The 24,169-nt window shown below is 70.6% G+C and carries 23 protein-coding genes; 16 read left to right on the top strand and 7 right to left on the bottom strand.

Going from position 1 to position 24,169, the window contains the following annotated elements; all coding sequences use genetic code 11:
- Window positions 1-169 precede the first annotated feature (169 nt).
- Both OHS58_RS33040 and OHS58_RS33035 read right to left on the bottom strand, forming a co-directional pair.
- Entirely contained in the window at window positions 170-2,059 is a 1,890-nt protein-coding gene (locus OHS58_RS33040; protein WP_328649899.1) for an ABC transporter ATP-binding protein, read from the bottom strand.
- A 366-nt stretch (window positions 2,060-2,425) separates the two neighbouring features.
- Window positions 2,426-2,893 carry a DUF1579 family protein gene (locus OHS58_RS33035; RefSeq protein ID WP_328645089.1) on the bottom strand — a complete coding sequence of 156 codons (468 nt, stop codon included), beginning with the start codon at window positions 2,891-2,893 and terminating at the stop codon, window positions 2,426-2,428.
- Between the two features lie 49 nt (window positions 2,894-2,942).
- On the opposite strand from OHS58_RS33035, the gene OHS58_RS33030 reads away from it, so the two are divergent.
- Entirely contained in the window at window positions 2,943-3,386 is a 444-nt protein-coding gene (locus OHS58_RS33030) for a MarR family winged helix-turn-helix transcriptional regulator (protein WP_326944790.1), read from the top strand.
- Window positions 3,387-3,723: 337 nt separating this feature from the next.
- Here the strand turns inward: OHS58_RS33030 and OHS58_RS33025 are convergent, their stop codons facing one another.
- Window positions 3,724-4,293 (bottom strand): TetR/AcrR family transcriptional regulator, encoded by a 570-nt coding sequence (locus OHS58_RS33025; RefSeq protein WP_326944789.1) that lies wholly within the window; start codon window positions 4,291-4,293, stop codon window positions 3,724-3,726.
- 93 nt (window positions 4,294-4,386) lie between these two features.
- Between OHS58_RS33025 and OHS58_RS33020 the strand changes: the two genes are divergently transcribed.
- The 7 genes from OHS58_RS33020 to OHS58_RS32990 all read left to right on the top strand — a co-directional run bounded on the left by OHS58_RS33020 (window position 4,387) and on the right by OHS58_RS32990 (window position 13,901).
- Entirely contained in the window at window positions 4,387-6,813 is a 2,427-nt protein-coding gene (locus tag OHS58_RS33020; RefSeq protein WP_328645088.1) for a beta-glucosidase H, read from the top strand.
- A 157-nt stretch (window positions 6,814-6,970) separates the two neighbouring features.
- On the top strand, window positions 6,971-7,873 hold the full coding sequence (locus OHS58_RS33015; RefSeq protein ID WP_328645087.1) for a GNAT family N-acetyltransferase: 903 nt from the start codon (window positions 6,971-6,973) through the stop codon (window positions 7,871-7,873).
- A gap of 106 nt (window positions 7,874-7,979) precedes the next feature.
- On the top strand, window positions 7,980-8,417 hold the full coding sequence (locus tag OHS58_RS33010; RefSeq protein WP_326944786.1) for a hypothetical protein: 438 nt from the start codon (window positions 7,980-7,982) through the stop codon (window positions 8,415-8,417).
- Window positions 8,418-8,449: 32 nt separating this feature from the next.
- Entirely contained in the window at window positions 8,450-10,069 is a 1,620-nt protein-coding gene (gene boxC / locus OHS58_RS33005; RefSeq protein ID WP_328645086.1) for a 2,3-epoxybenzoyl-CoA dihydrolase, read from the top strand.
- A gap of 5 nt (window positions 10,070-10,074) precedes the next feature.
- Window positions 10,075-11,496 carry a benzoyl-CoA 2,3-epoxidase subunit BoxB gene (boxB, locus tag OHS58_RS33000; RefSeq protein WP_247058646.1) on the top strand — a complete coding sequence of 474 codons (1,422 nt, stop codon included), beginning with the start codon at window positions 10,075-10,077 and terminating at the stop codon, window positions 11,494-11,496.
- A 9-nt stretch (window positions 11,497-11,505) separates the two neighbouring features.
- Window positions 11,506-13,050 (top strand): benzoate-CoA ligase family protein, encoded by a 1,545-nt coding sequence (locus OHS58_RS32995; RefSeq protein WP_328645085.1) that lies wholly within the window; start codon window positions 11,506-11,508, stop codon window positions 13,048-13,050.
- Entirely contained in the window at window positions 13,047-13,901 is an 855-nt protein-coding gene (locus OHS58_RS32990) for an amidohydrolase family protein (protein WP_326957143.1), read from the top strand. The genes OHS58_RS32995 and OHS58_RS32990 overlap by 4 nt, the downstream gene beginning before the upstream one ends.
- 142 nt (window positions 13,902-14,043) lie before the next feature.
- Here OHS58_RS32990 and OHS58_RS32985 read toward each other — a convergent pair whose 3' ends face one another.
- Window positions 14,044-14,766 carry a dienelactone hydrolase family protein gene (locus OHS58_RS32985; RefSeq protein ID WP_328645084.1) on the bottom strand — a complete coding sequence of 241 codons (723 nt, stop codon included), beginning with the start codon at window positions 14,764-14,766 and terminating at the stop codon, window positions 14,044-14,046.
- A 133-nt stretch (window positions 14,767-14,899) separates the two neighbouring features.
- Here OHS58_RS32985 and OHS58_RS32980 point away from each other — a divergent pair, with 133 nt between their 5' ends.
- Window positions 14,900-15,721, top strand: coding sequence for a helix-turn-helix transcriptional regulator (locus OHS58_RS32980; protein ID WP_328645083.1), 822 nt, complete (start codon window positions 14,900-14,902; stop codon window positions 15,719-15,721).
- A 6-nt stretch (window positions 15,722-15,727) separates the two neighbouring features.
- Here the strand turns inward: OHS58_RS32980 and OHS58_RS32975 are convergent, their stop codons facing one another.
- Window positions 15,728-16,183, bottom strand: a complete 456-nt coding sequence (locus OHS58_RS32975) for a MarR family winged helix-turn-helix transcriptional regulator (protein WP_328645082.1) — start codon at window positions 16,181-16,183, stop codon at window positions 15,728-15,730.
- Window positions 16,184-16,267: 84 nt separating this feature from the next.
- Here OHS58_RS32975 and OHS58_RS32970 point away from each other — a divergent pair, with 84 nt between their 5' ends.
- The 4 genes from OHS58_RS32970 to OHS58_RS32955 are packed head-to-tail and all read left to right on the top strand — an operon-like array spanning window position 16,268 to window position 19,528.
- On the top strand, window positions 16,268-17,233 hold the full coding sequence (locus OHS58_RS32970) for a ring-cleaving dioxygenase (RefSeq protein WP_328645081.1): 966 nt from the start codon (window positions 16,268-16,270) through the stop codon (window positions 17,231-17,233).
- Entirely contained in the window at window positions 17,230-17,832 is a 603-nt protein-coding gene (locus OHS58_RS32965) for an alpha/beta hydrolase (RefSeq protein ID WP_328645080.1), read from the top strand. The genes OHS58_RS32970 and OHS58_RS32965 overlap by 4 nt, the downstream gene beginning before the upstream one ends.
- A gap of 42 nt (window positions 17,833-17,874) precedes the next feature.
- Window positions 17,875-19,014 (top strand): dipeptidase, encoded by a 1,140-nt coding sequence (locus tag OHS58_RS32960; RefSeq protein WP_328645079.1) that lies wholly within the window; start codon window positions 17,875-17,877, stop codon window positions 19,012-19,014.
- 46 nt (window positions 19,015-19,060) lie between these two features.
- Window positions 19,061-19,528 carry a LapA family protein gene (locus tag OHS58_RS32955; protein ID WP_328645078.1) on the top strand — a complete coding sequence of 156 codons (468 nt, stop codon included), beginning with the start codon at window positions 19,061-19,063 and terminating at the stop codon, window positions 19,526-19,528.
- Between the two features lie 61 nt (window positions 19,529-19,589).
- Here OHS58_RS32955 and OHS58_RS32950 read toward each other — a convergent pair whose 3' ends face one another.
- Window positions 19,590-20,411 carry a maleylpyruvate isomerase family mycothiol-dependent enzyme gene (locus OHS58_RS32950; protein WP_328645077.1) on the bottom strand — a complete coding sequence of 274 codons (822 nt, stop codon included), beginning with the start codon at window positions 20,409-20,411 and terminating at the stop codon, window positions 19,590-19,592.
- A gap of 142 nt (window positions 20,412-20,553) precedes the next feature.
- Here OHS58_RS32950 and OHS58_RS32945 point away from each other — a divergent pair, with 142 nt between their 5' ends.
- Window positions 20,554-21,351, top strand: a complete 798-nt coding sequence (locus OHS58_RS32945) for an Abi-alpha family protein (RefSeq protein WP_328645076.1) — start codon at window positions 20,554-20,556, stop codon at window positions 21,349-21,351.
- A gap of 4 nt (window positions 21,352-21,355) precedes the next feature.
- The gene (locus tag OHS58_RS32940; protein ID WP_326944772.1) at window positions 21,356-22,591 is read left to right on the top strand and encodes a DUF445 domain-containing protein; all 1,236 of its coding nucleotides are present in this window, start codon (window positions 21,356-21,358) and stop codon (window positions 22,589-22,591) included.
- A gap of 21 nt (window positions 22,592-22,612) precedes the next feature.
- On the opposite strand, the gene OHS58_RS32935 is transcribed toward OHS58_RS32940, so the two are convergent.
- Window positions 22,613-22,981, bottom strand: a complete 369-nt coding sequence (locus OHS58_RS32935) for a winged helix-turn-helix transcriptional regulator (protein WP_326944771.1) — start codon at window positions 22,979-22,981, stop codon at window positions 22,613-22,615.
- Window positions 22,982-23,094: 113 nt separating this feature from the next.
- Here OHS58_RS32935 and OHS58_RS32930 point away from each other — a divergent pair, with 113 nt between their 5' ends.
- Entirely contained in the window at window positions 23,095-24,078 is a 984-nt protein-coding gene (locus OHS58_RS32930; RefSeq protein ID WP_328645075.1) for a zinc-dependent alcohol dehydrogenase family protein, read from the top strand.
- The last annotated feature ends 91 nt before the right edge of the window (window positions 24,079-24,169 follow it).

Raw genomic sequence — 24,169 nt, 5'->3', positions numbered from 1 at the left:
TGACGGCCGTAAATCCGCTAGGAGGGTGCGGAGGTTCAGCTCAGGATGGCCCTGCTGTGACGTGCGTTGTCACGGTGTGGTGGGGGCACGGCTGGTCAGGCTGGAACACTGACTGTGGAGCTGTTCGGTGTTCCAGCAGCAGTGCGTCGAGATCGCGCGGGCTCGGCGGTCAGGCTGAGGGCTTGGCCGGTCGGGCCGTGCCGGTGCGGTAGGCGCGGGCCTGGATCTCGTACAGCTCGTGGTAGACCCCGCCGACGCGGATCAGGTCCTCGTGCGTTCCCTCCTCGATCAACCGGCCCTTCTCCAGGACCAGGATGCGGTCGGCGGACTTGATGTTGGCCAGCCGGTGGGTCACCAGGACCGTGGTGCGGCGGCCGCGGCTCGACGTGCTCGCGTGTTGCAGGCCCGCGAACACCTTCGCTTCGGCGCGGGCGTCGAGGGCCGCCGTCGGTTCGTCGGCCACCAGGACCGACGCGTCGCGGTAGATGCCGCGGGCGATGCCCATGCGTTGCCACTGGCCGCCGGACAGGTCGTGGCCTTCGTCGAACTTCTTCGACAGCACCGTGTTTTCCTGACGCGGCAACGATTCGATCACCTCGCCGGCGCCGGAGTGGTCGACCGCTTCGCGCCACGCCCGGCGGTCCGGGTCGGGGCGGCCGAGGCGGCCGACCGTGATGTTGTTCGCCGCGGTCATCGGCCACTCCGCCGGTTCCTGCGCGATCACCGCGATGTTCGTGTGCACCGATTCCGGGTCGGCTCGCGCGAGGTCGACGTCGTCCCAGTGCACGGTGCCTTCGTCCGGCGGGTAGAGGCCGGTCAGCAGCTTGCCGAGGGTGGTCTTGCCCGAGCCGTTCTCGCCGACCAGCGCGATCACCTCGCCGCGCCGGATCGTCAGGGAGATGTCCCGCAGTGCCGGCTTCTTCTGGCCGGGGTAGGTGAACGTGACGCCCTCGAGCCGGATCTCGGCCGGGTCGGCGGGCGCGGTCAGCGCCGTCGGCGGCGGGCGCAGCTTCGCCGACTCCAGCAGCAGTTGGTTGTAAAACCCGATGTAGAACGAGTCCTCGTACAGCGAGTTGACCGCGCGCATGGTGTTGGACAGCGCCGTCGACGCCGTGCGCATCGCCAGCACCGCGGTGCCGGCCAGGGCCAGCTCCATCCCGCCGGTGTAGAGCAGCCAGCCGAGCACCAGGTAGGCGACGGCGGTGCCGAGGCCGGCCGCGGCGCGCCCGCTCGTGCGGACCAGGTTGCTGCGGTGCGCGAGCCGGATCTCCTCGCGCGTCAGGCTGCGCGAGATGCGCCGGTACTCACCGAGCAGCGGCTCCTGGAGCGTGAGCGCGTGGCGTTCGAGGGCCATCGAACGCCAGGTGGCGACCTCCTCGACGATCGACTTGCGGATGTTGCGCCCGACCGTGTCGAGGAAGTGCCGGTAGTTCAGCTTGGCCACGCGCGCCGCGGACCAGCCGTCGGCCGCCGCCGCGAGCAGCAGGACCGGCGCCAGCCACGGGTTGAGCAGCCCGGCCGTGAGCATCGCCGCCGCGAGCGAGATCGCCGACGACGTCAGGTCCGCCACCCGGCGCAGGCTGGTCTCGATCGCGCGGACGCCGTGGCGCGCGCCCTGCCGGGCCAGCTCCCGGAAGTCCGCGTCTTCGAAGGCGATCAGCCCGACGCCCACGACCGCCGCCGTCACCGCGTCGTCCGCCGCCGCGGTGACCTGCGGCCGCAGTGCGCCTTCGACGGCGGCGACGGCGGCGTCGAGCACCGCGCGCGCCGCGTACGAGCCGGTGACGACGGCGATCGCGGGCAGCGACTGCATGACCCGCTCCGGGGTCGGGCCCTGCTGGAGGAGCGCGGTGAAGACGTTCGCGGTGGCGAGCAGCCCGAACGCGGTGACGCAGCCGGAGACGACGTGGACCACCCCAGCCAGCAGGGTCAGCCGCGGCGAGGTCCGCCACGCCAGCCGCAGCACGACGGCGATCGCGGCGGGCAACGCGCGCACGGCCCGCCCGAACCCGGCGCCGGCCACGCGTTCGTCGACCCGCGCCCATTCGGGCATCTTCATGTTCTCGACCCCGATCAGCGGGGGCGAGTCCGGGGTGTCCTGGGGTGGTCCGGCGGATCTGCGCACGCGTTCAGGTGTACTCCGGGGGTACGACAATTTCGGGTGTCCGGCGTCCGCCCTCGGGGACACGGTTCGGAGTCGGCGTTCCGCCATCCGGGTGAAAGTAATCGTTTTCTCTGGGCTGATCGCGGCTTCGAGGACACACTCGCTGCATAGCCTGAAAGCGCACGACTGAATAACTAACAATCGTTGTGGAATTGCCCCGCCGCCGGACCTCTCGTACCGAGCGAGTCCGCGGATGTGGTGGTGGAGACCGGAAACAGGTGACGTCCTCGTGTACGGGGGGAGGGACGTCGCCTGTTTCCACTACCCGTTTCCGCGGGCGTACCGGGCGCGCAGGAATGGGCTGAATTCGCGGTCTTCGCCCATCTTCACGTCGATTTCGTGCGTGAGGGTGTCACCGCCCGGAGTGAGCCGGTGCCGGGCCACGCCGCGGGCGGTCTGCTTGTCCAGGACGAGCGTCGCGCCTTCCCAGCCGCCGCGGGCGGGGGTCTCGGGCGGGAAGCCGTAGCTGTCGAAGCCGTACCAGAGCGTCTCGCCGGTCCGTGGGTCCGCGGTGAAGACGTTGTGGCCCAGGAACTCCGCGCCGTCTTCGCGGCGCTGACGGTACTGCTGGACCAGCACGAAACCGTTGAGCTGCAAGCGGTATTCGCAGTCGGCGCGCGCCGTCGAGGCCGGCGCCCACGGGGACGCGGCGAGGTCTTCGGTGCCGGTCCAGTCGCCGACGAAGGCCTTCAGGGCGTCGTGCGCGGGGCCGAGGGTGGGCAGGTCCATGGTTCGCCTCCGTTCGACAGGTGCCTGTCGATGTGCGAGGCTAGCACGCATGCGTTCCCCGCGAGCCGAGACGTTCACCCGGGTGATCGACGCGGTCTTCGCGTGCAACGGCGGCTTCCTGGCCGCGGGCGACGCGCTGACCTCGCCGGTCGGCCTGACGGCGGCGCAGTGGCAGGTGCTGGGCTTCCTGGAGGACGGCGCGGCGACCGCCGCGGACGTCGCGCGACGGCGAGGGTTGCGGCGGCAGAGTGTGCAGGAGACGGTGAACCGCTTGCTGCGCAACGGAATGCTGGAACGCTCGCCGAATCCCGGGGACGCGCGGGCGCCGTTGCTGGTGCTGACGCGACGCGCGAAGGCGGCGATGGCCGAGCTGGGCGCGGCGCAGGTCGAGTGGGCGGAGGAGCTGGCGGCGGAGGTGCCGGAGGAGGACCTGGAGGTGACGCTGCGAACGTTGCGGCGGCTGCGGGAGTTGGCGGTGGGGCCGCGGTTGTGACGCTGCGGATGTTGTGGCGGCTGCGGGAGCTGACGGCGCGGCCGCGGTTGTGAGGTGTCGGCTGGGCGAGCTGCGCTGGGGGTGTGGCTCGTCTGGCCGGGTGGATGCTTCGCGGCGGGCGGGCGGGCGGGCGGGCGGGCGGGAGTGGTTGTGGTGGGCGGAATGTCGCACGGGGGGCGAGGGTGGCAGCGGGTGGCGGCTGCTCCGGTGGAGTGCCGCTGATCGAGTGGTGGCCGCGGCGGCCGGCCCGGGGCTGGCGGGTGGGGGAGCCTGCGTTGTTGGCCGGGGATGGTGCCCGATGTGGCGTCGGGCGTACCGAACGCCGCCGTTGTGTGGGTCAGTCCGGTTTGATGCCCAGCAGGGTCAGGAACGTGCGGAAGCCTGCCGACATGTCGACCTCCTCCGGGGCCAGCAGCCACTGCAGTTGCAGGCCGTCCAGGACTGCTATTGCCAAGGGGGCCAGTTGTTCCGGTGTCGATCCCGGGGGTAGCTCGTCGCGGTGGCGCTCGAGCATCTCCGTCATTCCGGCGCGGACCCGGGTGTAGCGGTCCTGGAAGTACGACCTCGCCGGGTGGCCGTCCGTGACGCTGTCCGCGGCCAGGACCGTGTACGTCTGGACTATCCCCTTGCGGGTCGCGTTGTAGTCGACCAAGTCCGCCAGCTGGTTCACCGTCATGGCCGACGAGTCGCGGCCGAAATGGAGCAGGTCCCACTCGTCGCGGGTCTCCAGGACCGCCGTGAGCAGGTCTTCCTTCGTCGGGAAGTAGTGCATCAAGCCCTGCTGGGTCAGGCCCACCCGGTCGGCCACCGCGGCCAGGGACGTGGCCCGGTAACCGCGCTCGGCTATCACGTCGAACGCGGCACGGACGATGCTCGTGCGGCGGTCGGCGCCCCTGGCCCGGGTCATGATCCCGAGCCTACGGGACAACCTGTCACGGAAGCGTAACTTTCACTACTCGGCGCCAGGTAGGGTGACAGCAGGACCTCCGGAAGGGGCGGCATGAGCTTCGACGTCGACGCGCTGCTGGACGAACTCGACCTGGACGCCAAGGCGAGCCTGCTCGCCGGCCAGGACGTCTGGAGCCTGCCCGCCCGGCCGGAGATCGGGCTCCGGTCGCTCGTCCTCTCCGACGGCCCGGTCGGCGTCCGCGGGGTGCGGTGGAGCCCGGACGACCCGTCCGTCACCCTGCCCAGCCCGACGGCGCTGGCCGCCGCCTGGGATCCGCGCCTGGCCGTGCGCGCCGGGCGGCTGCTCGCGCAGGAGGCCCGCCGCAAGGGCGTGCACGTGCTCCTCGCACCCACGGTCAACCTCCAGCGCTCACCGCTGGGCGGCCGGCACTTCGAGTGCTACTCCGAAGATCCCCTCCTCACCGGGATGGTCGGCGCCGGTTACGTCACCGGCGTGCAGGACGGCGGGGTCGGCGTCACGGTCAAGCACTTCGTCGCCAACGACTTCGAGACCGAACGCTTCACCGCCGACGTCCGCGTCGGCGAACGCGCGCTGCGCGAGCTCTACCTCGCGCCGTTCGAACTCATCGTCCGGCGCGTGAAGCCGTGGGGGATCATGGCCGCTTACAACAGCGTCAACGGCATCACGATGACCCAGCACGCCGGACTGCTCAACGGCGTGCTGCGCGACGAGTGGGGCTTCGACGGCTTCGTCGTCTCCGACTGGCTGGCCGCGCGCGACACCGTGGCGTCCGCCAACGGCGGGCTCGACGTCGCGATGCCGGGCCCGCGCACCGTGTTCGGCGACCGGCTCGCCGAGGCCGTGCGCGGCGGTGAGGTCGATCCGGACGTCGTCGACGACATGGTCCGCCGCGTGCTCCTGCTGGCCCACCGGACCGGCGCGCTCGGCGAAAGCCCGGCAAGACAGGACTCCACTATGGACGGTGAAGCGGTCGCGCGCGAGATCGCGCACCGGTCGTTCGTGTTGCTCAGCAACGAAACCGGCGCGCTTCCGCTGCGTGAACCAAAGCGCATCGCCCTGATCGGCGCGCTGGCCGCGGACCCGAAGATCCTCGGCGGCGGCAGTGCCACCGTGTTTCCCGACCACGTGGTCTCCCCTCTCGACGGCCTCCGCAAGGCCGTTCCCGTTGGCACCGAACTCACTTACGCCATCGGTGCCGATCCGCGAACGACGCTACCGCCGGCCACCGACAATTTCCGGCTCCGCGCGACCGCCAAAGCCGCCGATGGCACCCGATTGGCTGAATTTCCGTTGCGAGAGGCGAGAATCGACTGGATCGGCGAGCTGCCGGCCGGCCTCGACCTGGCCACGCTCGCGAGCGTCGAGATCGACGGCACGTTCTTCCCGGAGACCACCGGCACGCACACCTTCGGCCTCACCGGCCCCGGCGACCTCCGCCTCGTCGTCGGCGGGCAGACCCTCTTCGACGGCGTCAACCTGCCCGAAGGCGGTGACGTCTTCACGTCGATCATGCAGGTCATCGAGCAGCGGCGGGACGTCGAACTGACCGCGGGCGAGCCGGTCGACGTCAGCCTGACCTACTGGATCCCGTCGGAGATGGCGGAGTTCGCGCGCGGCACCTTCGCCTGGGTCACCTTCGCGCTCGGGCACCGCGGCCCGGTGCTCGACCCGGACGCCGCGCTCGACGAAGCCGTTGCGCTGGCCGGGAAGTCCGACGTCGCGATCGTCGTGGTCGGCACCACCGCGGAGGTCGAGAGCGAGGGGTTCGACCGGACGTCCCTGGCGTTGCCGGGCAGGCAGGACGAGCTCGTCACGCGCGTCGCGCGGGCCAACCCGAACACCGTGGTCGTCGTCAACGCCGGTTCGCCGGTCGAGCTGCCGTGGCGCGACGACGTCGCCGCGGTGCTGCTCACCTGGTTCCCCGGCCAGGCCGGTGGCGACGCGCTCGCCGACGTCCTCTTCGGCCGCGAAGAGCCCGGCGGACGGCTGCCGACGACCTGGCCGGCCAAGCTCGAAGACGCCCCCGTCACCCGCGTGACGCCCGAGGAAAGCGTGCTGCCGTACGAAGAAGGCGTCTACATCGGCTACAGCGCGTGGGCCCGTTCCGAGAAGCAGCCCGCCTACTGGTTCGGCCACGGCCGCGGCTACACGACCTGGTCCTACGACGAGCTCGACGTCTTCCCGGACGACGAAGGCGGCGCGAAGGTGCGCGTCCGCCTCCGCAACACCGGGACGCGCAAGGGCCGCGAAGTCGTCCAGCTCTACCTGGTCCCGACCGAACGCGGCGACCGCCCGCACCGCTGGCTCGCCGGCTTCGCGAGCGTCGAAGCCGGCCCGGGCGAGGCGGTGGACGCCGAGATCGCGATCGCGCCGCGCTCGGTCTCGACCTGGCGCGACGGCTGGCAGCACATCGCCGGCGAGTACGTCCTCGAGGCGTCGCACTCCTACGCCGAGCCCAGGCTGAGCACGCGGACTGTGCTGCAGAAAATCCGTTGACGCCCGACGCGGGCGGCCCGTAGGTTCTGCCTCGCACCCTTGACCAGCGAAAGGAGGTGGGTCCGATGATCACGCAACCGATCACGCGCTCCCACCTCGCAACGAGGGTGCCCAGTCCGTAGACCGGGAGCGCGCGCGTACTCCCGGAAGGATTTCCATGACCGATCTGGTCGTGCGCCCGCTCGAAGCGGGCGAAGAAACACTGTTCACGTCCTTGCCCGACCGCGGTCTCGTCGGCCGCAAGCTGCTCGGCAAGGACTACGCCGAGATGGCGCTCCGAGGCGAGTACCGGCCCGGCTGGTCGTGGGTCGCGCTGCGCGACGGCGTCGTCGTGGCGCGGGCCGCCTGGTGGGCCGGGCCGGACGACGAAGAGCCGATCGCGCTCGACTGGTTCGACTTCACCGACCTCGACGCCGCCGTGCAGTTGCTGACGACGGCGCCGTTCCGGGCGGAGTACTCCCTGACCACGCCGCCCGCGTGGCAGGACGACCCGGACGTCGCCCACGAGGTGACCATCCGCGTCGAAGCGGCGGAGAAGGCGGGCTACCGCAAGCTCGTCGAGCGCTACCGGTACTGCTGGACGCCGGAAAACGGCCTGCCGGAGCGGCCCGGACGGCTCGAATTCCGGCCCGAACCGGACGACGACGTCATCCTCGACGTCTTCCGCAAGGTCAACGCGGACAGCCTCGACGCGCACGTCCGCCGCGTCGTGGCCGAGCAGGGTGTCGAGGCCGCCGCGCAGGAGGACCTCGACATCATGCGGTGGATGCCGGCGCCGCGGGACTGGTGGCGGCTCGCGTACACGCGCGAAGGCGACTTGGTCGGCTTCGCGTTGCCGAGCCGCAACCACTACGACCCGGTGGTCGGTTACATCGCCGTGGTGCCTGGGCAGCGGGGGCACGGTTACGCGTACGACCTGCTGGTCGAGGCCACGCACGACCTGGTCGCGCAGGGCGCCGACCGGATCGTCGCGGCCACCGACGTCCCGAACATCCCGATGGCGAAGGCCTTCGCGAAGGCGGGCTACCCGGTGACGCAGCACCGCATCGACCTGGTCTGAGCAGGGGTCGTGAGTGGTGATGCGGGTTAGAACCCTCATTGCCACTCACGACCGGTCGCGGTACTTTCGCTAGAGCGATCTATCTAGTCGACTCTGGGGGCCCGTGATGGACGTTCTTCAGGAGAAGGGGCTGACGCCGCTTCGCGTGATCCTCGGCTTCTCCCTGCTCAGCACCACGCTGCACTACACGCACAACACGATCCGCGTCGCGGACTACCCGCAGCTGCCCGGCATCCCGGCGGTGGTGGCGGGCGTCGTCGTGGCGTTCGGCTGGGTGCTCTTCACGACGTTCGGCTACCTCGGCTACCGCGCCTACACGCGGGGGCGCTACCCGCGAGCGCTGGCGTTCTTGCTCGTCTACTCGCTGGCCGGGATGATCACCCTGGGCCACTTCCTGACGGGCGTGCCGCAGATCCCGGCGTTCTGGTTCGCCACGATCTTCACGGACTCCGCGGCCGGCCTGGCGCTCTGGGTCTTCCTCATCTGGGCCTGGGCGACGCTCAACCGGGTGACCTTGCGAGATCAAGTTTCTACACAACATTGACGTTCGCAGAATTCGTGTAGACAATCGGAGGGGTGACCACCACCACACCGGTTGACTTCGGCCGCCGTCCGGACGAGTACCGCCACTGGCGGCTCAGCCTCGACGGGGAGGTGGCCTGGCTCGAGCTGGACGTCGACGAGCAGGGCGGGCTGGTCCCGGGCTACGAGCTCAAGCTCAACTCCTACGACCTGGGCGTCGACATCGAGCTGTACGACGCCACCCAGCGGCTGCGGTTCGAGCACCCCGAGGTCCGCGTGGTCATCGTGACCAGCGCGAAGGACAAGGTGTTCTGCGCCGGCGCGAACATCCGGATGCTCGCCGCGTCCGAGCACCACTGGAAGGTGAACTTCTGCAAGTTCACCAACGAGACCCGCAACGGCATGGAGGACGCGACCGCGCACTCCGGCCAGACCTACGTGGCCGCGGTCAACGGGACGTGCGCCGGCGGTGGGTACGAGATCGCGCTGGCCTGCGAAAAGATTCTGCTGATCGACGACAACTCCTCGACCGTCGCGCTGCCGGAGGTGCCGCTGCTGGGCGTGCTGCCCGGCACCGGCGGGCTGACGCGCGTGGTCGACAAGCGGCGCGTCCGGCGCGACCTCGCCGACGTCTTCGCGACGCGCTCGGACGGCGTCAAGGGCAAGACGGCCGTCGACTGGCGGCTGGTCGACGAGCTGGTGCCGCGTCAGGGGTTCCGCGAGACCGTGCTGCAGCGGGCCCGGGAGATCGCGCGCGAGTCCGGCCGGACCGGCGAGGGCGGCATCGAGCTGACGCCGCTCGAACACCGCTACGTCGACGTCGAAGTCGAAAAGGACCAGGCCACCATCACCATCAAGGGCCCCGGGAACGACCCCGGTGACCTGCACGAAGAGGGTGCGAACGGCTGGTTCCTCGCCATGACGCGCGAGCTGGACGACGCCATCCTGCGGCTGCGCACCAACGAGGTCGAAGCCGGCACCTGGATCCTGCGGAGCCAGGGCGACCCGGCGAAGGTGGTCGCGCACGAGCAGGCCGTCCTCGGCGGGAAGGACTGGCTGGCCAACGAGATCACGCACTACTTCAAGCGCACGCTCAAACGCCTCGACGTCACCAGCCGCAGCCTGATCGCGCTCATCGAGCCCGGCAGCTGCTTCGCCGGCGCGCTGCTGGAGGTCGCGCTGGCCGCGGACCGGCAGTACATCCTCGACGGGCCGCCGATCGACGACGAAGACAGCGACGCCCGCGCGTCGATCCGGCTGACCGAGGCCAACTTCGGCGCGTTCCCCATGGGCAACGGCCTGACCCGACTGCAGACGCGCTTCTACGGCGACGACGACCACCTCGCGTGGCTCGCGCGGGAGAAGGACCACGACCTCAGCGCCGCGGAAGCCGTCGAACTCGGCCTGGTCACCGACGCGCCGGACGACCTCGACTGGGAGGACGAGATCCGGATCGCGCTGGAGGGCCGGGCGTCGCTCAGCCCGGATGCGCTGACCGGCATGGAGGCCAACCACCGGTTCGTCGGCCCGGAGACCATCGAGACCAAGATCTTCGGCCGCTTGGCGGCTTGGCAGAACTGGATTTTCACCCGGCCGAACGCATCCGGACCGGAAGGCGCGCTGCGCCGATACGGTACTGGTCAGAAGGCCGTCTTCGACAGGAAGCGGGTCTAGCGCTCATGCCCGAGAAAATCGACTACGACGCCAAGATCCCCAACAACGTCAGCCTCGCCGACGACCGCCGGCTGCAGCGCGCGTTGGAGGGCTGGCAGCCGAAGTTCATGCACTGGTGGGGCGAGATGGGCCCGACGCTCGAAACCCAGGGCGTCTACCTGCGGACCGCGATCAGCGTGGGCCGCGAGGGCTGGGCGCACTTCGACCACGTCAACGTGCCGGACTACCGCTGGGGCATTTTCCTCGCCGAGCGCGACCCCGACCGGCGGATCTCCTTCGGCGAGCACAAGGGCGAGCCCGTGTGGCAGCAGGTGCCCGGCGAGTACCGCGCCGACCTGCAGCGGCTGATCGTCATCCAGGGCGACACCGAACCGGCGTCCGTCGAGCAGCAGAAGCTCCTCGGCCTCACCGCGCCGAGCCTCTACGATCTGCGGAACCTGTTCCAGGTCAACGTCGAAGAGGGCCGTCACCTGTGGGCGATGGTTTACCTGTTGCACGCCTACTTCGGCCGCGAAGGCCGGGACGAGGCCGAAGGGCTGCTGCTGCGCAACTCCGGCAGCCCGGACGCGCCCCGCATCCTCGGCGCGTTCAACGAGGAAACCGCCGACTGGCTGGCGTTCTACATGTTCACCTACTTCACCGACCGCGACGGGAAGTACCAGCTCGGCACGCTCAAGGAGTCCTCCTTCGACCCGCTCTCGCGCACCTGCGAGTTCATGCTGAAGGAGGAAGCGCACCACATGTTCGTCGGCACCACCGGCGTCGACCGCGTGGTCATGCGCAGCGCCGAGCTGATCCGCGAGCACGACACGCGCGACATCGGCCCGCACGGCGGCATCCCGCTGGAGCTGATCCAGCGCTACATCAACTTCCACTACACCGTCTCGCTCGACCTGTTCGGCAGCGAGACGTCGACGAACGCGGCGAACTACTACACCGCCGGGCTCAAGGGCCGCTGGCAGGAGACCCGCCGCAAGGACGACCACAAGCTCACCGAGGACGCCCGCACGCTGGACAAACCGGCCGGCGACGGCACCTGGACGTCCGAGGAGCTGCAGGCGATCCTGCTGCTGAACCTCGACCTGCGCGGCGAGTACACCGCCGACTGCCAGACCGGCGTGAAGCGCTGGAACAAGATCCTCAGCGAGGCCGGGATCGACTTCACGTTCCGGTTGCCACACCCTGGTTTCAACCGGGATGTGGGCATAAACTCCGGCCACCACGTCACTCCCGACGGGACGATCGTCGACGAGACGACGTGGCTGGCCGGCAAGGACAAGTGGCTGCCCACGACCGAGGACCTCGCGTTCGTCCGCTCGCTCATGCACCCGGTGTACGAGCGGGGGAAGATCGCGAGCTGGGTGGCGCCGCCGCGGCAGGGCATCAACGGCAAGCCGTTCGACTACGAGTACGTGTACCTCACGTAGGAGGCCTGGGTGGCGACAGGGTTCAACGCGGCCGAGTACCTGCTCTCGGCCGGGCAGCCGGACGCGATCGCGGTCGTCTCGCCCCGCCGTTCGCTGACCTACGCCGAGCTGGCGGCGGAGTCCCGCCGGGTCGCCGCCGGGCTCACCGGGCTGGGGGTGCGTCCCGAAGAGCGGGTCATGTTCTGCATGGTCGACGACGTCGAACTGCTCACCGGCATCCTCGGCGCGATGCTCGCGGGCGCCGTCGCGGTGCCGGTGTCGACCATGGTCACCGGCCTGGAGCTGGGCAAGGTGCTCGCCGACTCGCGGGCGCGGCTGCTGTGCGTCTCGGGTGAGTTCGCCGAGCAGGCCGTGACCGCGCTCGGCCTCGCCCCCGATGTCACCGACGTCCTGCTCGACCGCGCCGAGGCGACCGGGTTCGGCGTCCGGACGCACAAGTGGTCCGAGCTGGGTGGCACGTTCCGAAGTGGACGGACGTGGGCGGACTCGCCCGCGTTGTGGCTGTACACGTCGGGGACGACGGGGCAGCCGAAGGGCGCGATGCACCGGCACGCGAGCATCCGGGCGGTCTGCGAGACCTACGGTCGCGAAGTGCTGGGAACCGTCGCGACCGACCGGGTCCTGTCCGTGCCGAAGCTCTTTTTCGCCTACGGGCTGGGAAACTCGTGCTTCTTCCCGCTCGCCGCGGGCGGGACGACGCTGCTGGAGCCGTCGCGGCCGACACCGGCGTTGTTCGCGCGACGCGCTCGTGAAGAGCAGCCGACGTTGTTCTTCGCCGTTCCGACGTTCTACGCGGCGTTGCTCGCCAGCGACGTCCCGGACGACTCGTTCGCCTCGGTGCGGTACGCCGTTTCGGCGGGCGAGCCGCTGCCCGCGTCGCTGTTCGAACGCTTCCGCGCGCGCTTCGGCCTGGAGATCCTCGACGGCATCGGGTCGACCGAGGCGCTGCACATCTTCCTGTCGAACCTGCCGGGCTCGGTGCGGCCGGGCAGCACCGGCGTCCCGGTTCCCGGGTACGCCGTCCAGATCCGCGACGAGGCGGGCGCGGTGATCGACGCCGTCGGCCAGCCCGGTGAGCTGTTCGTGTCGGGGCCGTCGACGGCGACCGGGTACTGGGCGCGTTACGACGCGACGAAGCTCGTGTTCCAGGGCGACTGGCTGCGCACCGGCGACAGCTACGTGCGCAACGAAGACGGCACGTACAGCTGCCTCGGCCGGTTCGGGGACATGCTGAAGGCGGGCGGGATCTGGGTGTCACCGTCCGAAGTGGAGGAACGGCTGCGGATGCACCCGGCGGTGGCCGAGGTCGCGGTCGTCGCCGCGCCGGACGCCGACGGCCTCGACAAGCCCGTGGCGTGCGTGGTGGCCGCTCCCGGGGTTACGGTGGACGCGGAAGAGCTGATCGAGTTCTGCCGCGAAGGGCTCGCGGCGTTCAAGCGTCCCCGAGGGGTGGTCGAACTGGCCGAGCTGCCGAAGACGGCGACCGGGAAGATCCGCCGCAACGTGATCCGCGAGCAGGTCCGCGACGCGCTGCTGGTGGTGCCCAGCCCGTGATCGACGGGCACTTCGTGGTCGACGCGCACGTGCACACACCGCGCCTGCCGACGCTCAAACCCGCGTGGCTGCAGTGGGCGCACGACTTCGCCGGGGCGTACCCGTGGCGGTCGGTGTACGCCGACGACGGTTCGGTGATCCCGGCGGCGATGGACGACCTGATGGAGTCGGAAGGCGTCGACCGGGTCCTGTTGTTCTGCGAGTACAGCCCGCGGGCCACCGGAATCCAGGCCATCGAGGACAACCTGCCGCTGGTGGAGCACAACCCGGAGCGGTTCCGGCTGGTCGCGAACGTCAACCCGTACCTGCACCACCCGGCCGCGGCCGAGGTCGCGCGGCAGCTGGACCTGGGTGCGGTGGCGCTGAAGCTCCACCCGGTGCACGGCGCGTTCTCGCCGGCGGACAAGGAGCTGTACCCGGTCTACCAGCTGTGCCTCGAGCGCGGGGTGCCGGTGATCCTCCACTCGGGAACGTCGAGCTTTCCCGGTTCCCGCACCAGTTTCGGCAATCCCGAGCTGCTGTCCGATGTGGTCGAGGACTTCCCGGCCCTGCAGTTCGTGTTCGCCCACGGCGGCCGCGGCTGGTGGTACGACGTCGCGGCGTTCCTCGCGCTGGCCCGCGACAACGTCTGGCTCGACCTGGCGGGCCTGCCGCCGAAGAAGCTGCCGGAGTACTACCAGCGCTTCGACCTGGCCCGGCTGGCCGGGAAGTTCGTGTTCGGCACGGACTGGCCGGGAGTGCCGTCGGTGGCGAAGAACGTCCGGTCGCTGGCCGGGCTGGGGTGGCCCGAGGACGTGCTGACCGGGGTGTTGTCGGGCAACGCGATCAAGCTGATGCCGTCGCTCGCTTGACCACGGGGAGCGCGCTTGACCACGGGGAGCGCCGGTGCGGCCACTTCGGCCCTGGCGTGGGCCGCACCGGCGTCCCCATGGCCCCCAGACGTCGCTCACCCCATCGTGCGCCTGCTCAGGGGCCCTGGCCAGCACCGGTTTTTCAACGGTGCTTCCCGATGAACGCGAGCGTCCGGCTCCAAGCGTCGTCGCACGCGTCCTGCCACTCGGCGTAGGTCGCGTCGAAGAACGAGTGCGGGGCGCCCTCGTACACCTGCCGCTCGTACGGCTTCCCCGCCTGGTCGAGGCGAGCCGTGAACGTGTCGAACTCCGCCGGTGACGTCGCGACGTCGGCGCCGGCGAGCAGCAGCAGGAGCGGCGCCGAAATGTTGTCGACGACTTCGGTGGCCGGCTGCGGCAGGCCGTAGAAGCCGATCACGCCGTTGACGCCGAGGTCGCTCGCGGCCAAGCGCCAGGACTGGCCGCCGCCGAAGCAGAAGCCGACCGTGAACAGCGGTCCTTCGCCCAGGTGCGCGGCCGCCGCCTCGACGTCGGCGGCGACGTCGTCCGGCCGGACCGACGGCAGGTGCCGTCGCCACTCGAAATCGTCGTCCCGCACGCCGACGCCCGCGGTGCGGCCGTAGTAGTCGATGGCCGCGGTCGCGAAACCCGCCTGCGCGAAGCGATCGGCGAGCGCTTGGTAGTACGGGTGCGTGCCGCGGATGTCCGGCAGGAGCACGATCCGGACGCCGGTGGGCTCGGCCGGGATCGCTTCCAGGGCCGAGAACACCGTGCCGTCCGCGGAGGTGAGTTCGAGCGCGCCGCTCCGGGTGATCTCTCCGGGGTTCGGCAACGCGGGCGGGCGGCTGTCCGTGCTGTGACACATGTTCGTCCTTTCGCAGAGCACCAGTTTCGGGGCGCCTCATCCGGGCAGCCAGCTCCCGGCGTGACCCCCGGACGGCCGTTACTGGTACTGGCAGGACCACGCTCGAACCACGCGGGTGTCGCACACTGGCTTGATGAGCGAGCACAACGAGCTGGGCCGGTTCCTCAAGTCGCGCCGGGCCCGGATCGCTCCCGGCCGGGCCGACGCCCGCCGTCGCGTCGCCGGGCTGCGGCGGGAGGAGGTCGCCGCGCTCGCCGGGATCAGCGTCGAGTACTACGTCCGGCTCGAGCAGGGGCGCGCGTCGAGGCCGTCGGAAGCCGTGCTCGGCGCGATCGGCCGCGCGCTGCGCCTCGACGTCGACGAGCGCCGTTACCTCGATGGCCTGGCCCGCCCGCGGCCTTCGGGCCGGCCGCGGCCCGAGCGCGTCCGCGCCGAGCTGACGCAGCTGCTCGCCATGATGGACCGCGTGCCGGCGCTGGTGATCAACCACCGGATGGACGTCCTGGCCTGGAACCCGCTGGCCGCCCAGCTGTTCTTCGACTTCGCCGCGGTGACGCCGCGCGAGCGCAACCTTGCCCGCTTCGCTTTCCTCGATGCGGCCGGCGAAGAGCGGTTCGCTGACTGGCCGGAGGTCGCGCGGGCGATCGTCGGGGCGCTGCGCCTGGCGACCAGCCGGCACTACGACGACGAAGCGCTCGCGACGTTGCTCGGCGAGCTGATGATGAAGAGCGAGCCGTTCCGGACGTGGTGGGCCGGGCGGGACGTCCAGCAGCGCACGCACGGGAGCAAGCGCTTCCGGCACCCCGTCGTCGGCGAGCTGACCCTGCGGTTCGAGCACTTCGACCTGCCCGGGGAGACCGGGCAGCGGCTGGTGGCGTTCAGCCCGGAACCGGCGAGCCCGGCGGCGTCGGCGCTGGAGCTGCTGGCGATGTGGACGGCACCGGCCGCTTCCTGAATCGGCTCACTCGCCGTTGAACGTCCGCAGGGTCCGCATCGCCTCGGCGAGGCCGGCCGCGTCGTCGCCCAGCGGGGTCAGGACGATGCGGCGCAGGATGTTCGCGGCCGCCGCCCGGGCCTTGTTCGCCACCTCCAGTCCGTGGTCGGTCAGCGACGCGAACGTGACGCGGCGGTCGTCCGGGCTCGGGACGCGGCAGATCAGGTCGGCCGCCACCAGGCGGTCCGCGACCTTCGTGAAGCCGCCGCTGGACAGCGCGGCCTCGGTCGCCAGGCGGGTCATCGGCATCCGGTGCTCGGGCGAGCGGACCAGCCGCATCAGGATGTCGAACGACGCGGGCGCGAGGCCGAAGCGCTCCGCGATCTCGCTCATCAGCTTGTCCTGGGTGGCCAGGTAACCCTCGATGACCAGGCCCCACCAGGTGACGATCTCGTCGTCGTCGGTCTTCGGATCGGGTGTCACGCGAACAGCCTAGCGGAGAGTCTGCCCGGAATATATCTTGCGCGCGAGAGGCTCTCCGGTTACCTTGGCCAGAGGAGGCACTCCATGTCGATCAAGACGTCCGGCCTGCACCACGTCACCGCCATCGGCGGCGACCCGCAGCGCAACGCCGACTTCTACCTCCGGACCCTCGGACTGCGGCTGGTGAAGACCACCGTGAACTTCGACGATCCGGGCACCTACCACCTCTACTACGGCGACAGCTTCGGCAAGCCGGGCTCGCTGATGACGTTCTTCCCGTGGCCCGACGCGCCGAGCGGCCGCCACGGCACCGGCCAGGCGACGACCACGTCGTTCTCCGTGCCCGAGGCGTCCATCGGCTGGTGGAAGCAGCACCTGAACGCGCAGCAGATCGAGACGGGCGAGGTCCGCAACGCCGACGACGAGGACACGCTGACCTTCCGCGACCCGGACGGCCTGCAGCTCGCGCTCGTCGCGCACCCGCAGGGCGACCCGCGCGACCCGTGGGACACCGAGCTGGTGCCCGCCGAGCACGCCGTCCGCGGCCTGCACTCGGTCACGCTCTCGGTCGACAAGGAGGACGCCACCGCGGGCATGCTCACCGACGGCCTCGGCCTCGGCTTCACCGGCCAGGACGGCAACCGCCTGCGCTTCGCCGCCGGCGACGGCGGGCCGGGCGCGCTGGTCGATGTCCTCGTGACGCCGGACGCGCCGCGCGGGCTGGTCGCCGCGGGCACCGTGCACCACGTGGCCTGGCGCGCGCCCGACGAGGCGACGCAGAAGACGTGGCGCGAGGAGCTCGTGGACAAGGGCGTCACCGTGACGTCCATTTTGGACCGGCAGTACTTCCGCTCGATCTACTTCCGCGAGCCGGGCGGCACGCTGCTCGAAGTCGCGACCGACGAGCCCGGGTTCGCCATCGACGAGCCGCTGCTGGAGCTGGGCCGCGCGCTCAAGCTGCCGCCGTGGCTGGAGCCGCGCCGCGACGAGATCCGGCACATGCTCCCGAAGCTGAACCTTCCTGCCGAGAACAACCCGGAGCTGTCATGACGCTGGTGCACAAGTACGTCGAGGGCGCGCCGGACGCGCCGGTGCTGCTCCTGCTGCACGGCACCGGCGGCGGCCCGGACGACCTGCTCGGCCTGGCGCGCGAGCTGGCCCCGGGTGCCACGACCCTGGCGCCCGCCGGGCCGGTGTCGGAGCACGGCGCCGCGCGCTGGTTCCGGCGGCTCGAGGAAGGCGTTTTCGACCACGAAGACGTCGTCAAGCGGGCCCATGAGCTGGCGGACTTCGTCGTCGAGGCGCGGGAGAAGTACGGCTTCGGCGACCGCCGGCTGGTCGCCGTGGGCTTCTCGAACGGCGCCAACATCGCGGCCGCCGTCGCGCTGCTGCGGCCCGAGGTCGTGCGCGAAGCCGCGCTGTTCGCGGCGATGTCGCCGGTGCCGGACCCGCCGGCCCACGACCTGAGCGCGTCGCGGATCTTCCTGGCCAGCGGCGAACACGACCCGATGGCGCCGCTGGCGTCCACGGAAGAACTGATCCGGCTGCTGCGTGAGCGGGGTGCCGACGTCGTCACGGATCGTCACCCCGGCGGCCATCAGGTCACTGTGGACGGTGTCCGCGCGGCGGCGAAGTGGCTTGCGCCGTAGCGATTGTACGGAGCGTATACGGCGTCACCCTAGGATCGGGTGATGACTAACGAGGCACTACAGCGTGCTACCGAACTGCTGGACGGGGTCATCCTCGCCGACGGGCACAACGACCTGCCGTGGGAGCTGCGGCAGCACGGTGGCGCCAACCCGGTCGAGGCGGTCGCCTCGCTCGACCTGACCGTCCGGCAGCCCGCCCTCCACACCGACTTCCCGAAGCTCGCCGACGGGAAGCTGGGCATGCAGTTCTGGTCGGTGTACGTGCCGTGTGAGTTCGAAGGCCACAGCGCGGTGACCGCCGTGCTGGAGCAGATCGAGGTCGTCCACCAGCTCGCCGAGCGCTACCCCGACCGGCTCCGGCTGGTCGACACCGCCGACGAGGCCGAGGCCGCGTTCGCCGACGGCCGGATCGCGTCGCTGCTCGGCGCCGAAGGTGGGCACAGCATCGCCGAGTCGCTCGGGGTGCTGCGGAGCCTGCGCCGCCTCGGCGTCCGGTACATGACGCTGACGCACAACTTCAACACCACCTGGGCCGACTCGGGCACCGACGAGCCGGCCCACGGCGGGCTCACCGAGTTCGGCCGCGACGTCGTGCGCGAGATGAACAAGATCGGCATGATGGTCGACCTCTCGCACGTCGCGCCGTCGACGATGCGGGCCGCGATCGAGATCAGCTCGGTGCCGGTGATCTTCAGCCACTCCTCCTGCCTCGCGGTCAACGACCACCCGCGCAACATCCCCGACGACGTCCTCGCGAAGCTGCCCGGCAACGGCGGCGTCGCGATGGTCACCTTCGTGCCCGCGTTCATCTCGCCGAAGGTCGCCGCCTGGGACGAGCAGCTCAAGGCGGCCATGGCCGAGGCCGGGCAGGACTACCGCAACCTCACCCAGCGCGGGAAGTTCGTCGCGGAGTGGGACGCGCCGGTCAAGCCGAAGGCGACCGTCGACGACGTCGTCGCGCACATCGAGCACGCCCGCGAGGTGGCCGGGATCGACCACATCGGCCTCGGCGGCGACTACGACGGCGTCGGCACGCTGCCGGAGGGGCTGGAGGACACGTCCAAGTACCCGGTGTTGTTCGCCGCGCTGCTCGACCGGGGGTGGAGTGACGACGACTGCGCCAAACTGGCCGGGAAGAACACGCTCCGCGTGCTCCGGGACGTCGACGCGTACACCCGTTAGGGGGTTTGACGCAGCGGTCCCCGCGTGCTGGACGGACACTGGAGACATGACGCACGCGCGCGGGGACGCGGCCGGCCACCCCACCGGCTCCGCAGACCACGACCTGCCCGGGAACCTGCCCGGAACCGAGGTGCCGGAAGGCGCCTTGGAGCCCGCCGAGCTGCGTGCCGGCGACGTCCGGCCGGGCCCGGAGGAGGTGACGCCGGTGCGGCCGGCGCCCACCCGGGTCGGCACGTCGACGACGTCGTCGGCGGGCCGGGGCAAGGCCCGGCCGACGCGGATCAGCGGCACCTGGGTCGCGGTGATCGCCGGCCTGCTGGTGCTGACCGTGCTGCTGGTGTTCATCCTGCAGAACCTCGACCCGGCGACGGTCCACTTCTTCGGCGCCGAAGGCAGCCTGCCGCTGGCCATCGCGATGCTGTTCTCGGCCCTGGGCGGCGCGGCGCTGGTCGCGCTGATCGGCGGCGCCCGCATCCTGCAGCTGCGGAAGCAGGCTCGCCGCCCACGTCGTTGACCCGTCACTTTCACGTGAAAGCGACCACCTGGGGACGTCACTTTCACGTGAAAGTGACGGCTCAGACGATGATCGACGTCATCCCGAGTACCACCGCGCAAACGTTTTCGTCGCCTGAGGTCTTCACGCGGCTGACGTCCGGGCTGTTGCGGGTGCAGAGCCGCCAGAACGTGTCCGCGTCCGTCGTCACCGTGGCTAGCGGTGTGCGCGACGGCGGGGCGCCGCGGTCGAGGACCCAGCCGTCACGCTCCAGGCGGGCGTGCCACTTGCCGCCGCCCGTGCCGGTCACCGTGTAGCCGACCTGCTTGCCGACGCGGGCCTCGACGTCGCGCAGGGTGTGCGGCAGCGCCCGGACGAACGTGTCGGCGATCGGCTCGGCGTGCTCGGCCTCCAGCGGCGTGTGCTCCAGGGCCTCGCGCAGCTGCACGTGGTGCACCCAGAACTCCGAATAGTCGCGGGCCGCGTCGAGCCAGCGCGGTGCCGGCGCGTCACCCGCCCAGCTGACCGGCTCACCCAGGACGTCGAGGTCGAGCTTCGCCCAGTAGTCGGTCGTCTGGCCCATGAACTCGTACAGCATCGTGAGCAGGACGTCCGTCGAGAGCCGCAGGCAGGCGACGACCCACTCCTCGTTGAGCCGGTCGATGAACCGCGGGAACGCCTCGCCAGGACGCGGGCCGTCGGCGGAGTGGCCGTCGCGGCCGCGGGACAGGCGGCCGACCTTGTCGCCCAGCAGGTGGGCCGCGATGTCCTTGACCGACCAGCCGGTGCACATCGTCGGCCGCGTCCAGTCCTCGGGAGTCAGCGCGCTGAGCAGCGTCATCAGCGACTGCTCCTCCTTCGCGAAATACGGGAGGACGTCGATCGGCGGACCCCAAGGATTCATGGCCACATCATGCGCTGCTGTCCGGGGCTTCGCCCCGAGCCGGGGGCTCCGCCACCCGGGCCCCCGAAGGATGCTGGTAGTCACACGACCATTCGGCCTACTCACAGGTAGCATCACCGCGTAAGCAGAGGGGAGTCCGCCCGTGAACGCAGAGCGACCGAACGGCCGGGGCACCGGCGACGAGGTGGCCGACCTGGCCCGCCGCGCCGGCCAGCTGGCCGGCTGGGCCGCGCGCACCGGCTTCGCGTTCACCCGCCGGCTGCCCGGCGTGGAGACCGCCGAACGCGGGGTGCGGCAGGTGGAACGCCAGCTGCTGGGCGAGCTGCGTCGGCGGCTCGACGAGGTCGACGACCCGTACCACGCGGCGCTCACCGCGGCGTCCGCGATGAACCGCCCGCAGGTGTCGGGCAGCAGGCCGATCGAGGCCACCGTCACCCTCGTGCCCGCGCGCGACAACCACGCCGAGCCGCTGCGCGCCGCGATGGCCGAGCTGCTCAACCACTCCATCGGCTTCGGCCGCGCCCGGGCCCGCGAGTACTTCTACGCGATCATCCTGCGCCAGCTGACGCCGGACGAGGCCCGCATCCTCTCGGCGCTGTCCGACGGGTCGCCGTTCCCCGCGATCGACGTCGCCGAGCGCACCAGCCTCGGCGGGGCGGGCCGGCTGGTGCTGCGCAACGCGTCGACCGTCGGCAAGGTCGCCGGCGTCTCGCTGCCCGACCAGGTGCCCGGCTACGTCACCCGGCTGATCGGGCTCGGCCTGGTCGACCTCGACGAAGAGGTGCCGTCGCTGGAGACGCAGTACGAGATCCTGATGACGGACGAGACCGTGCGCGACGCCGAGAAGCACGTCAAGCGCGCGAAGTTCGTCAAGCGGACGATCCACGTCTCGCGCCTCGGCGCGGAGTTCTGGCAGGCCTGCGACCCGAGTCTCGGCTGACCCCGTGGGGTCGTTCCTCGCCGGCATCGTCGCCGACTTCGCCCAGCACTGGCCCCTGTACGTCTCGATCCCGATCGTCGCCGCCCTGATCGGCTACGGCACCAAGCTCGTCGCCATCCGGATGATGTTCCAGCCGGTCGAGTTCATCGGCATCAAGCCGTTCTTCGGCTGGCAGGGCATCGTCCCGAAGCGCGCCGCGCGGATGGCGAGCATCGCCTGCGACACGATGACCGAGCAGCTGATCAAGCCGGCCGAGGTCGTCGCGCGCCTCGACGCCGGCCGCATCGCCCGGGAGATCGAGAAACCGCTGCTCGCGGGCGTCGAGGACATCGTGCGCGAGGTCGCCGGGCACTACCAGCCGGGCCTGTGGGAGTCGCTCCCGGTGCGGGTGCAGCAGCTGGTGATCGAGCGCGTCCAGCACGAGTCGCCGCGGATGGTGGCCGCCGTGCTCGACCTGATCAAGTCCGATGTGGACAGTGTGTTCGACCTCAAGGGCATGGTGGTCACCAGCCTGGTCAAGGACAAGCGGCTGCTGAACCGGATCTTCCAGGAGGCCGGCGCGCAGGAGTTCAAGTTCATCGCGCGGTCGGGCCTGGTGTTCGGCGGCGCGATCGGCGTGATCCAGATGATCGCCTGGATCCTGTTCAAGTTCCCGCTGATCATGCCGGTGTTCGGCCTGTTCACGGGCTGGTTCACCGACTGGCTCGCGCTGCGGATGATCTTCTTCCCGATCGAGCCCAAGAAGTACTTCGGCGTCGAGTGGCAGGGGCTGTTCCTCAAGCGGCGCAAGGAGGTCGCGGAGGCGTACGGCGAGCTGATCGCCAAGGAGATCATCACGCCGCACAACGTCATCGAGGCGATCCTGCACGGCCCGCTGTCCGACCGCGTCCTCGCGCTGATCCAGCGCCAGCTGGACGCCGAGCTCGGCCGGGTCGCGCGGCCGCTGGTGGTGTTCGCGGTGGGCAGCCGCAAGTACCAGGACATGAAGCTGTCGATCGCGTCGCAGATCATGAACCGCCTGCCGGAGACGATGCGCTACATCGAGGACTACGCCACGGACGCGATGGACATCCGCAACGTCCTGGTGACGAAGATGAAGGAGCTGTCCCCGCACGAGTTCGAGCGCCTGCTGCGCCCGGCCTTCGAGCAGGACGAATGGATCCTCATCGCCACGGGCGCGGTACTGGGCTTCGCGGTCGGCGAGGCCCAGGTCCTGCTGCTGGAGCATCTCGCGTCGTGAGTGGTAATTCGGGTTAGAACCCTAATTACCACTCACGAGTTCGTAGGCCTTCCGCGCCTCGGCCACCTTCGAGCGGTGCTTGGCCGCCCACGCCGAGAGTGCGTGCAGTGGCTCGTCCAGCTCCGCCGCGTGGGCCGTCATCGTGTACTCCACCCGGGGTGGGACCTCGGGGTAGACCTTGCGCGTCACCAGGCCGTTGCGCTCCAAGCCGCGCAGCGTCAGGGACAGCATCCGGCGGGAGACGCCGTCGAGGGCGCGTTCCAGTTCGCTGAACCGCCGCGGGCCGTCGCCGAGCCGGACGAGGACGCGGACCGCCCACTTGTCGCCCACCAGATCCAGCACCTCGCGCAGGGAGCACGCGTCGGCCGGAGGAGTTTCGCCGTTGTCCATCGCTGTGACCTCGTTCGTAACAGGCGTGTGCCGTCGTACCAGGAAAGTGCCGTCTTCCAGCGCAAACGCATCCGGTCCACGATCGATTCCGAGGCAACCGAAAGGAATCGAGAATGACGAAGACGGTGCGGTTCGCCGCCGAGGGCGGACCGGAAGTACTGGAACTGACCGACGTCGACCCCGGTGCGCCGGGCCCCGGCGAACTGCGGCTGCGGGTCGAGGCGATCGGGCTCAACCGGGCCGAGGCGATGTTCCGCGCGGGCACGTACTTCGAGCGCCCGGACGAGTTCCCGGCGACGCTCGGCTACTCGGCGTCCGGGATCGTCGAGGCGCTCGGCGACGGCGTCACGGAGTTCGCCGTCGGAGAGGCGGTCAGCACGGTCGCGGGCTTCTCGATGCGGAACTACGGCGTGTACGGCGAAGCGGCGGTCGTGCCCGCGTCCGCGGTGCTGCGCCGTCCGGAAGGGCTCGACGCGATCGAGACGGTCGCGCTGTGGGGGCCGTTCCTCACCGCGTACGGCGCGATCGTCGACGAAGGACACGTGCGGCCGGGCGACTTCGTGCTGATCACGGCGGCGTCGAGCAGCGTCGGCCTGGCGACGATCGACGTCGTCAACCACATCGGCGCGATCCCGCTCGCCGCCACGCGCACCGCGGCGAAGAAGCAGCGGCTGCTGGACGCGGGCGCGGCGCACGTGATCGTGACCGACGACGAGAACGTCGCCGGCCGCACCCGCGAGATCACCGCCGGGCACGGCGCGGACTTCGTCTTCGACGCGGTCGCCGGGCCGGGCGTGCGCGCGCTGTCCGACGCGACGGCGAAGGGCGGCACGCTCGTCGTCTACGGCGCGCTCGACGTCCCCGAGACGCCGTTCCCGCTGTGGATGCCGCCGACCATGCGGATGTTCAACGCGTTCGACCTGACCATGAACCCGGAGCGGCTGGTCCGGGCGGGTCACTTCATCCGGGCCGGCGTCCGCGCGGGCACCTTCCGGCCCCGCGTGGACCGGACGTTCGACCTCTTCGACGTCGCCGAGTCGCACCGGTACCTCGAAGCGAACGGCCAGTTCGGCAAGGTGGTGGTCACGGTCGGCTGAGAAGCCGATCAACTCCACCCGAACGGCCGTACACCCACGCGTATCCCGCGCCTAACCTTCCGCCTCTAGTCTGCGTCGGGCAGGGACGACA

It is taken from the genome of Amycolatopsis sp. NBC_00348 (assembly GCF_036114655.1).
Classification (GTDB): domain Bacteria; phylum Actinomycetota; class Actinomycetes; order Mycobacteriales; family Pseudonocardiaceae; genus Amycolatopsis.
Note: the sequence above shows the minus strand (reverse complement) of the source record. Positions and strands in the feature narration are given on the sequence as shown.

What these genes read in the sequence shown, in the direction of transcription:
- OHS58_RS33040 (WP_328649899.1), bottom strand. Translation starts at nt 2,059, where the DNA reads ATGAAGATGCCCGAATGGGCGCGGGTCGACGAACGCGTGGCCGGCGCC.
- OHS58_RS33035 (WP_328645089.1), bottom strand. Translation starts at nt 2,893, where the DNA reads ATGGACCTGCCCACCCTCGGCCCCGCGCACGACGCCCTGAAGGCCTTC.
- OHS58_RS33030 (WP_326944790.1), top strand. Translation starts at nt 2,943, where the DNA reads ATGCGTTCCCCGCGAGCCGAGACGTTCACCCGGGTGATCGACGCGGTC.
- OHS58_RS33025 (WP_326944789.1), bottom strand. Translation starts at nt 4,293, where the DNA reads ATGACCCGGGCCAGGGGCGCCGACCGCCGCACGAGCATCGTCCGTGCC.
- OHS58_RS33020 (WP_328645088.1), top strand. Translation starts at nt 4,387, where the DNA reads ATGAGCTTCGACGTCGACGCGCTGCTGGACGAACTCGACCTGGACGCC.
- OHS58_RS33015 (WP_328645087.1), top strand. Translation starts at nt 6,971, where the DNA reads ATGACCGATCTGGTCGTGCGCCCGCTCGAAGCGGGCGAAGAAACACTG.
- OHS58_RS33010 (WP_326944786.1), top strand. Translation starts at nt 7,980, where the DNA reads ATGGACGTTCTTCAGGAGAAGGGGCTGACGCCGCTTCGCGTGATCCTC.
- boxB (WP_247058646.1), top strand. Translation starts at nt 10,075, where the DNA reads ATGCCCGAGAAAATCGACTACGACGCCAAGATCCCCAACAACGTCAGC.
- OHS58_RS32985 (WP_328645084.1), bottom strand. Translation starts at nt 14,766, where the DNA reads ATGTGTCACAGCACGGACAGCCGCCCGCCCGCGTTGCCGAACCCCGGA.
- OHS58_RS32980 (WP_328645083.1), top strand. Translation starts at nt 14,900, where the DNA reads ATGAGCGAGCACAACGAGCTGGGCCGGTTCCTCAAGTCGCGCCGGGCC.
- OHS58_RS32970 (WP_328645081.1), top strand. Translation starts at nt 16,268, where the DNA reads ATGTCGATCAAGACGTCCGGCCTGCACCACGTCACCGCCATCGGCGGC.
- OHS58_RS32965 (WP_328645080.1), top strand. Translation starts at nt 17,230, where the DNA reads ATGACGCTGGTGCACAAGTACGTCGAGGGCGCGCCGGACGCGCCGGTG.
- OHS58_RS32960 (WP_328645079.1), top strand. Translation starts at nt 17,875, where the DNA reads ATGACTAACGAGGCACTACAGCGTGCTACCGAACTGCTGGACGGGGTC.
- OHS58_RS32955 (WP_328645078.1), top strand. Translation starts at nt 19,061, where the DNA reads ATGACGCACGCGCGCGGGGACGCGGCCGGCCACCCCACCGGCTCCGCA.
- OHS58_RS32950 (WP_328645077.1), bottom strand. Translation starts at nt 20,411, where the DNA reads ATGAATCCTTGGGGTCCGCCGATCGACGTCCTCCCGTATTTCGCGAAG.
- OHS58_RS32935 (WP_326944771.1), bottom strand. Translation starts at nt 22,981, where the DNA reads ATGGACAACGGCGAAACTCCTCCGGCCGACGCGTGCTCCCTGCGCGAG.
- OHS58_RS32930 (WP_328645075.1), top strand. Translation starts at nt 23,095, where the DNA reads ATGACGAAGACGGTGCGGTTCGCCGCCGAGGGCGGACCGGAAGTACTG.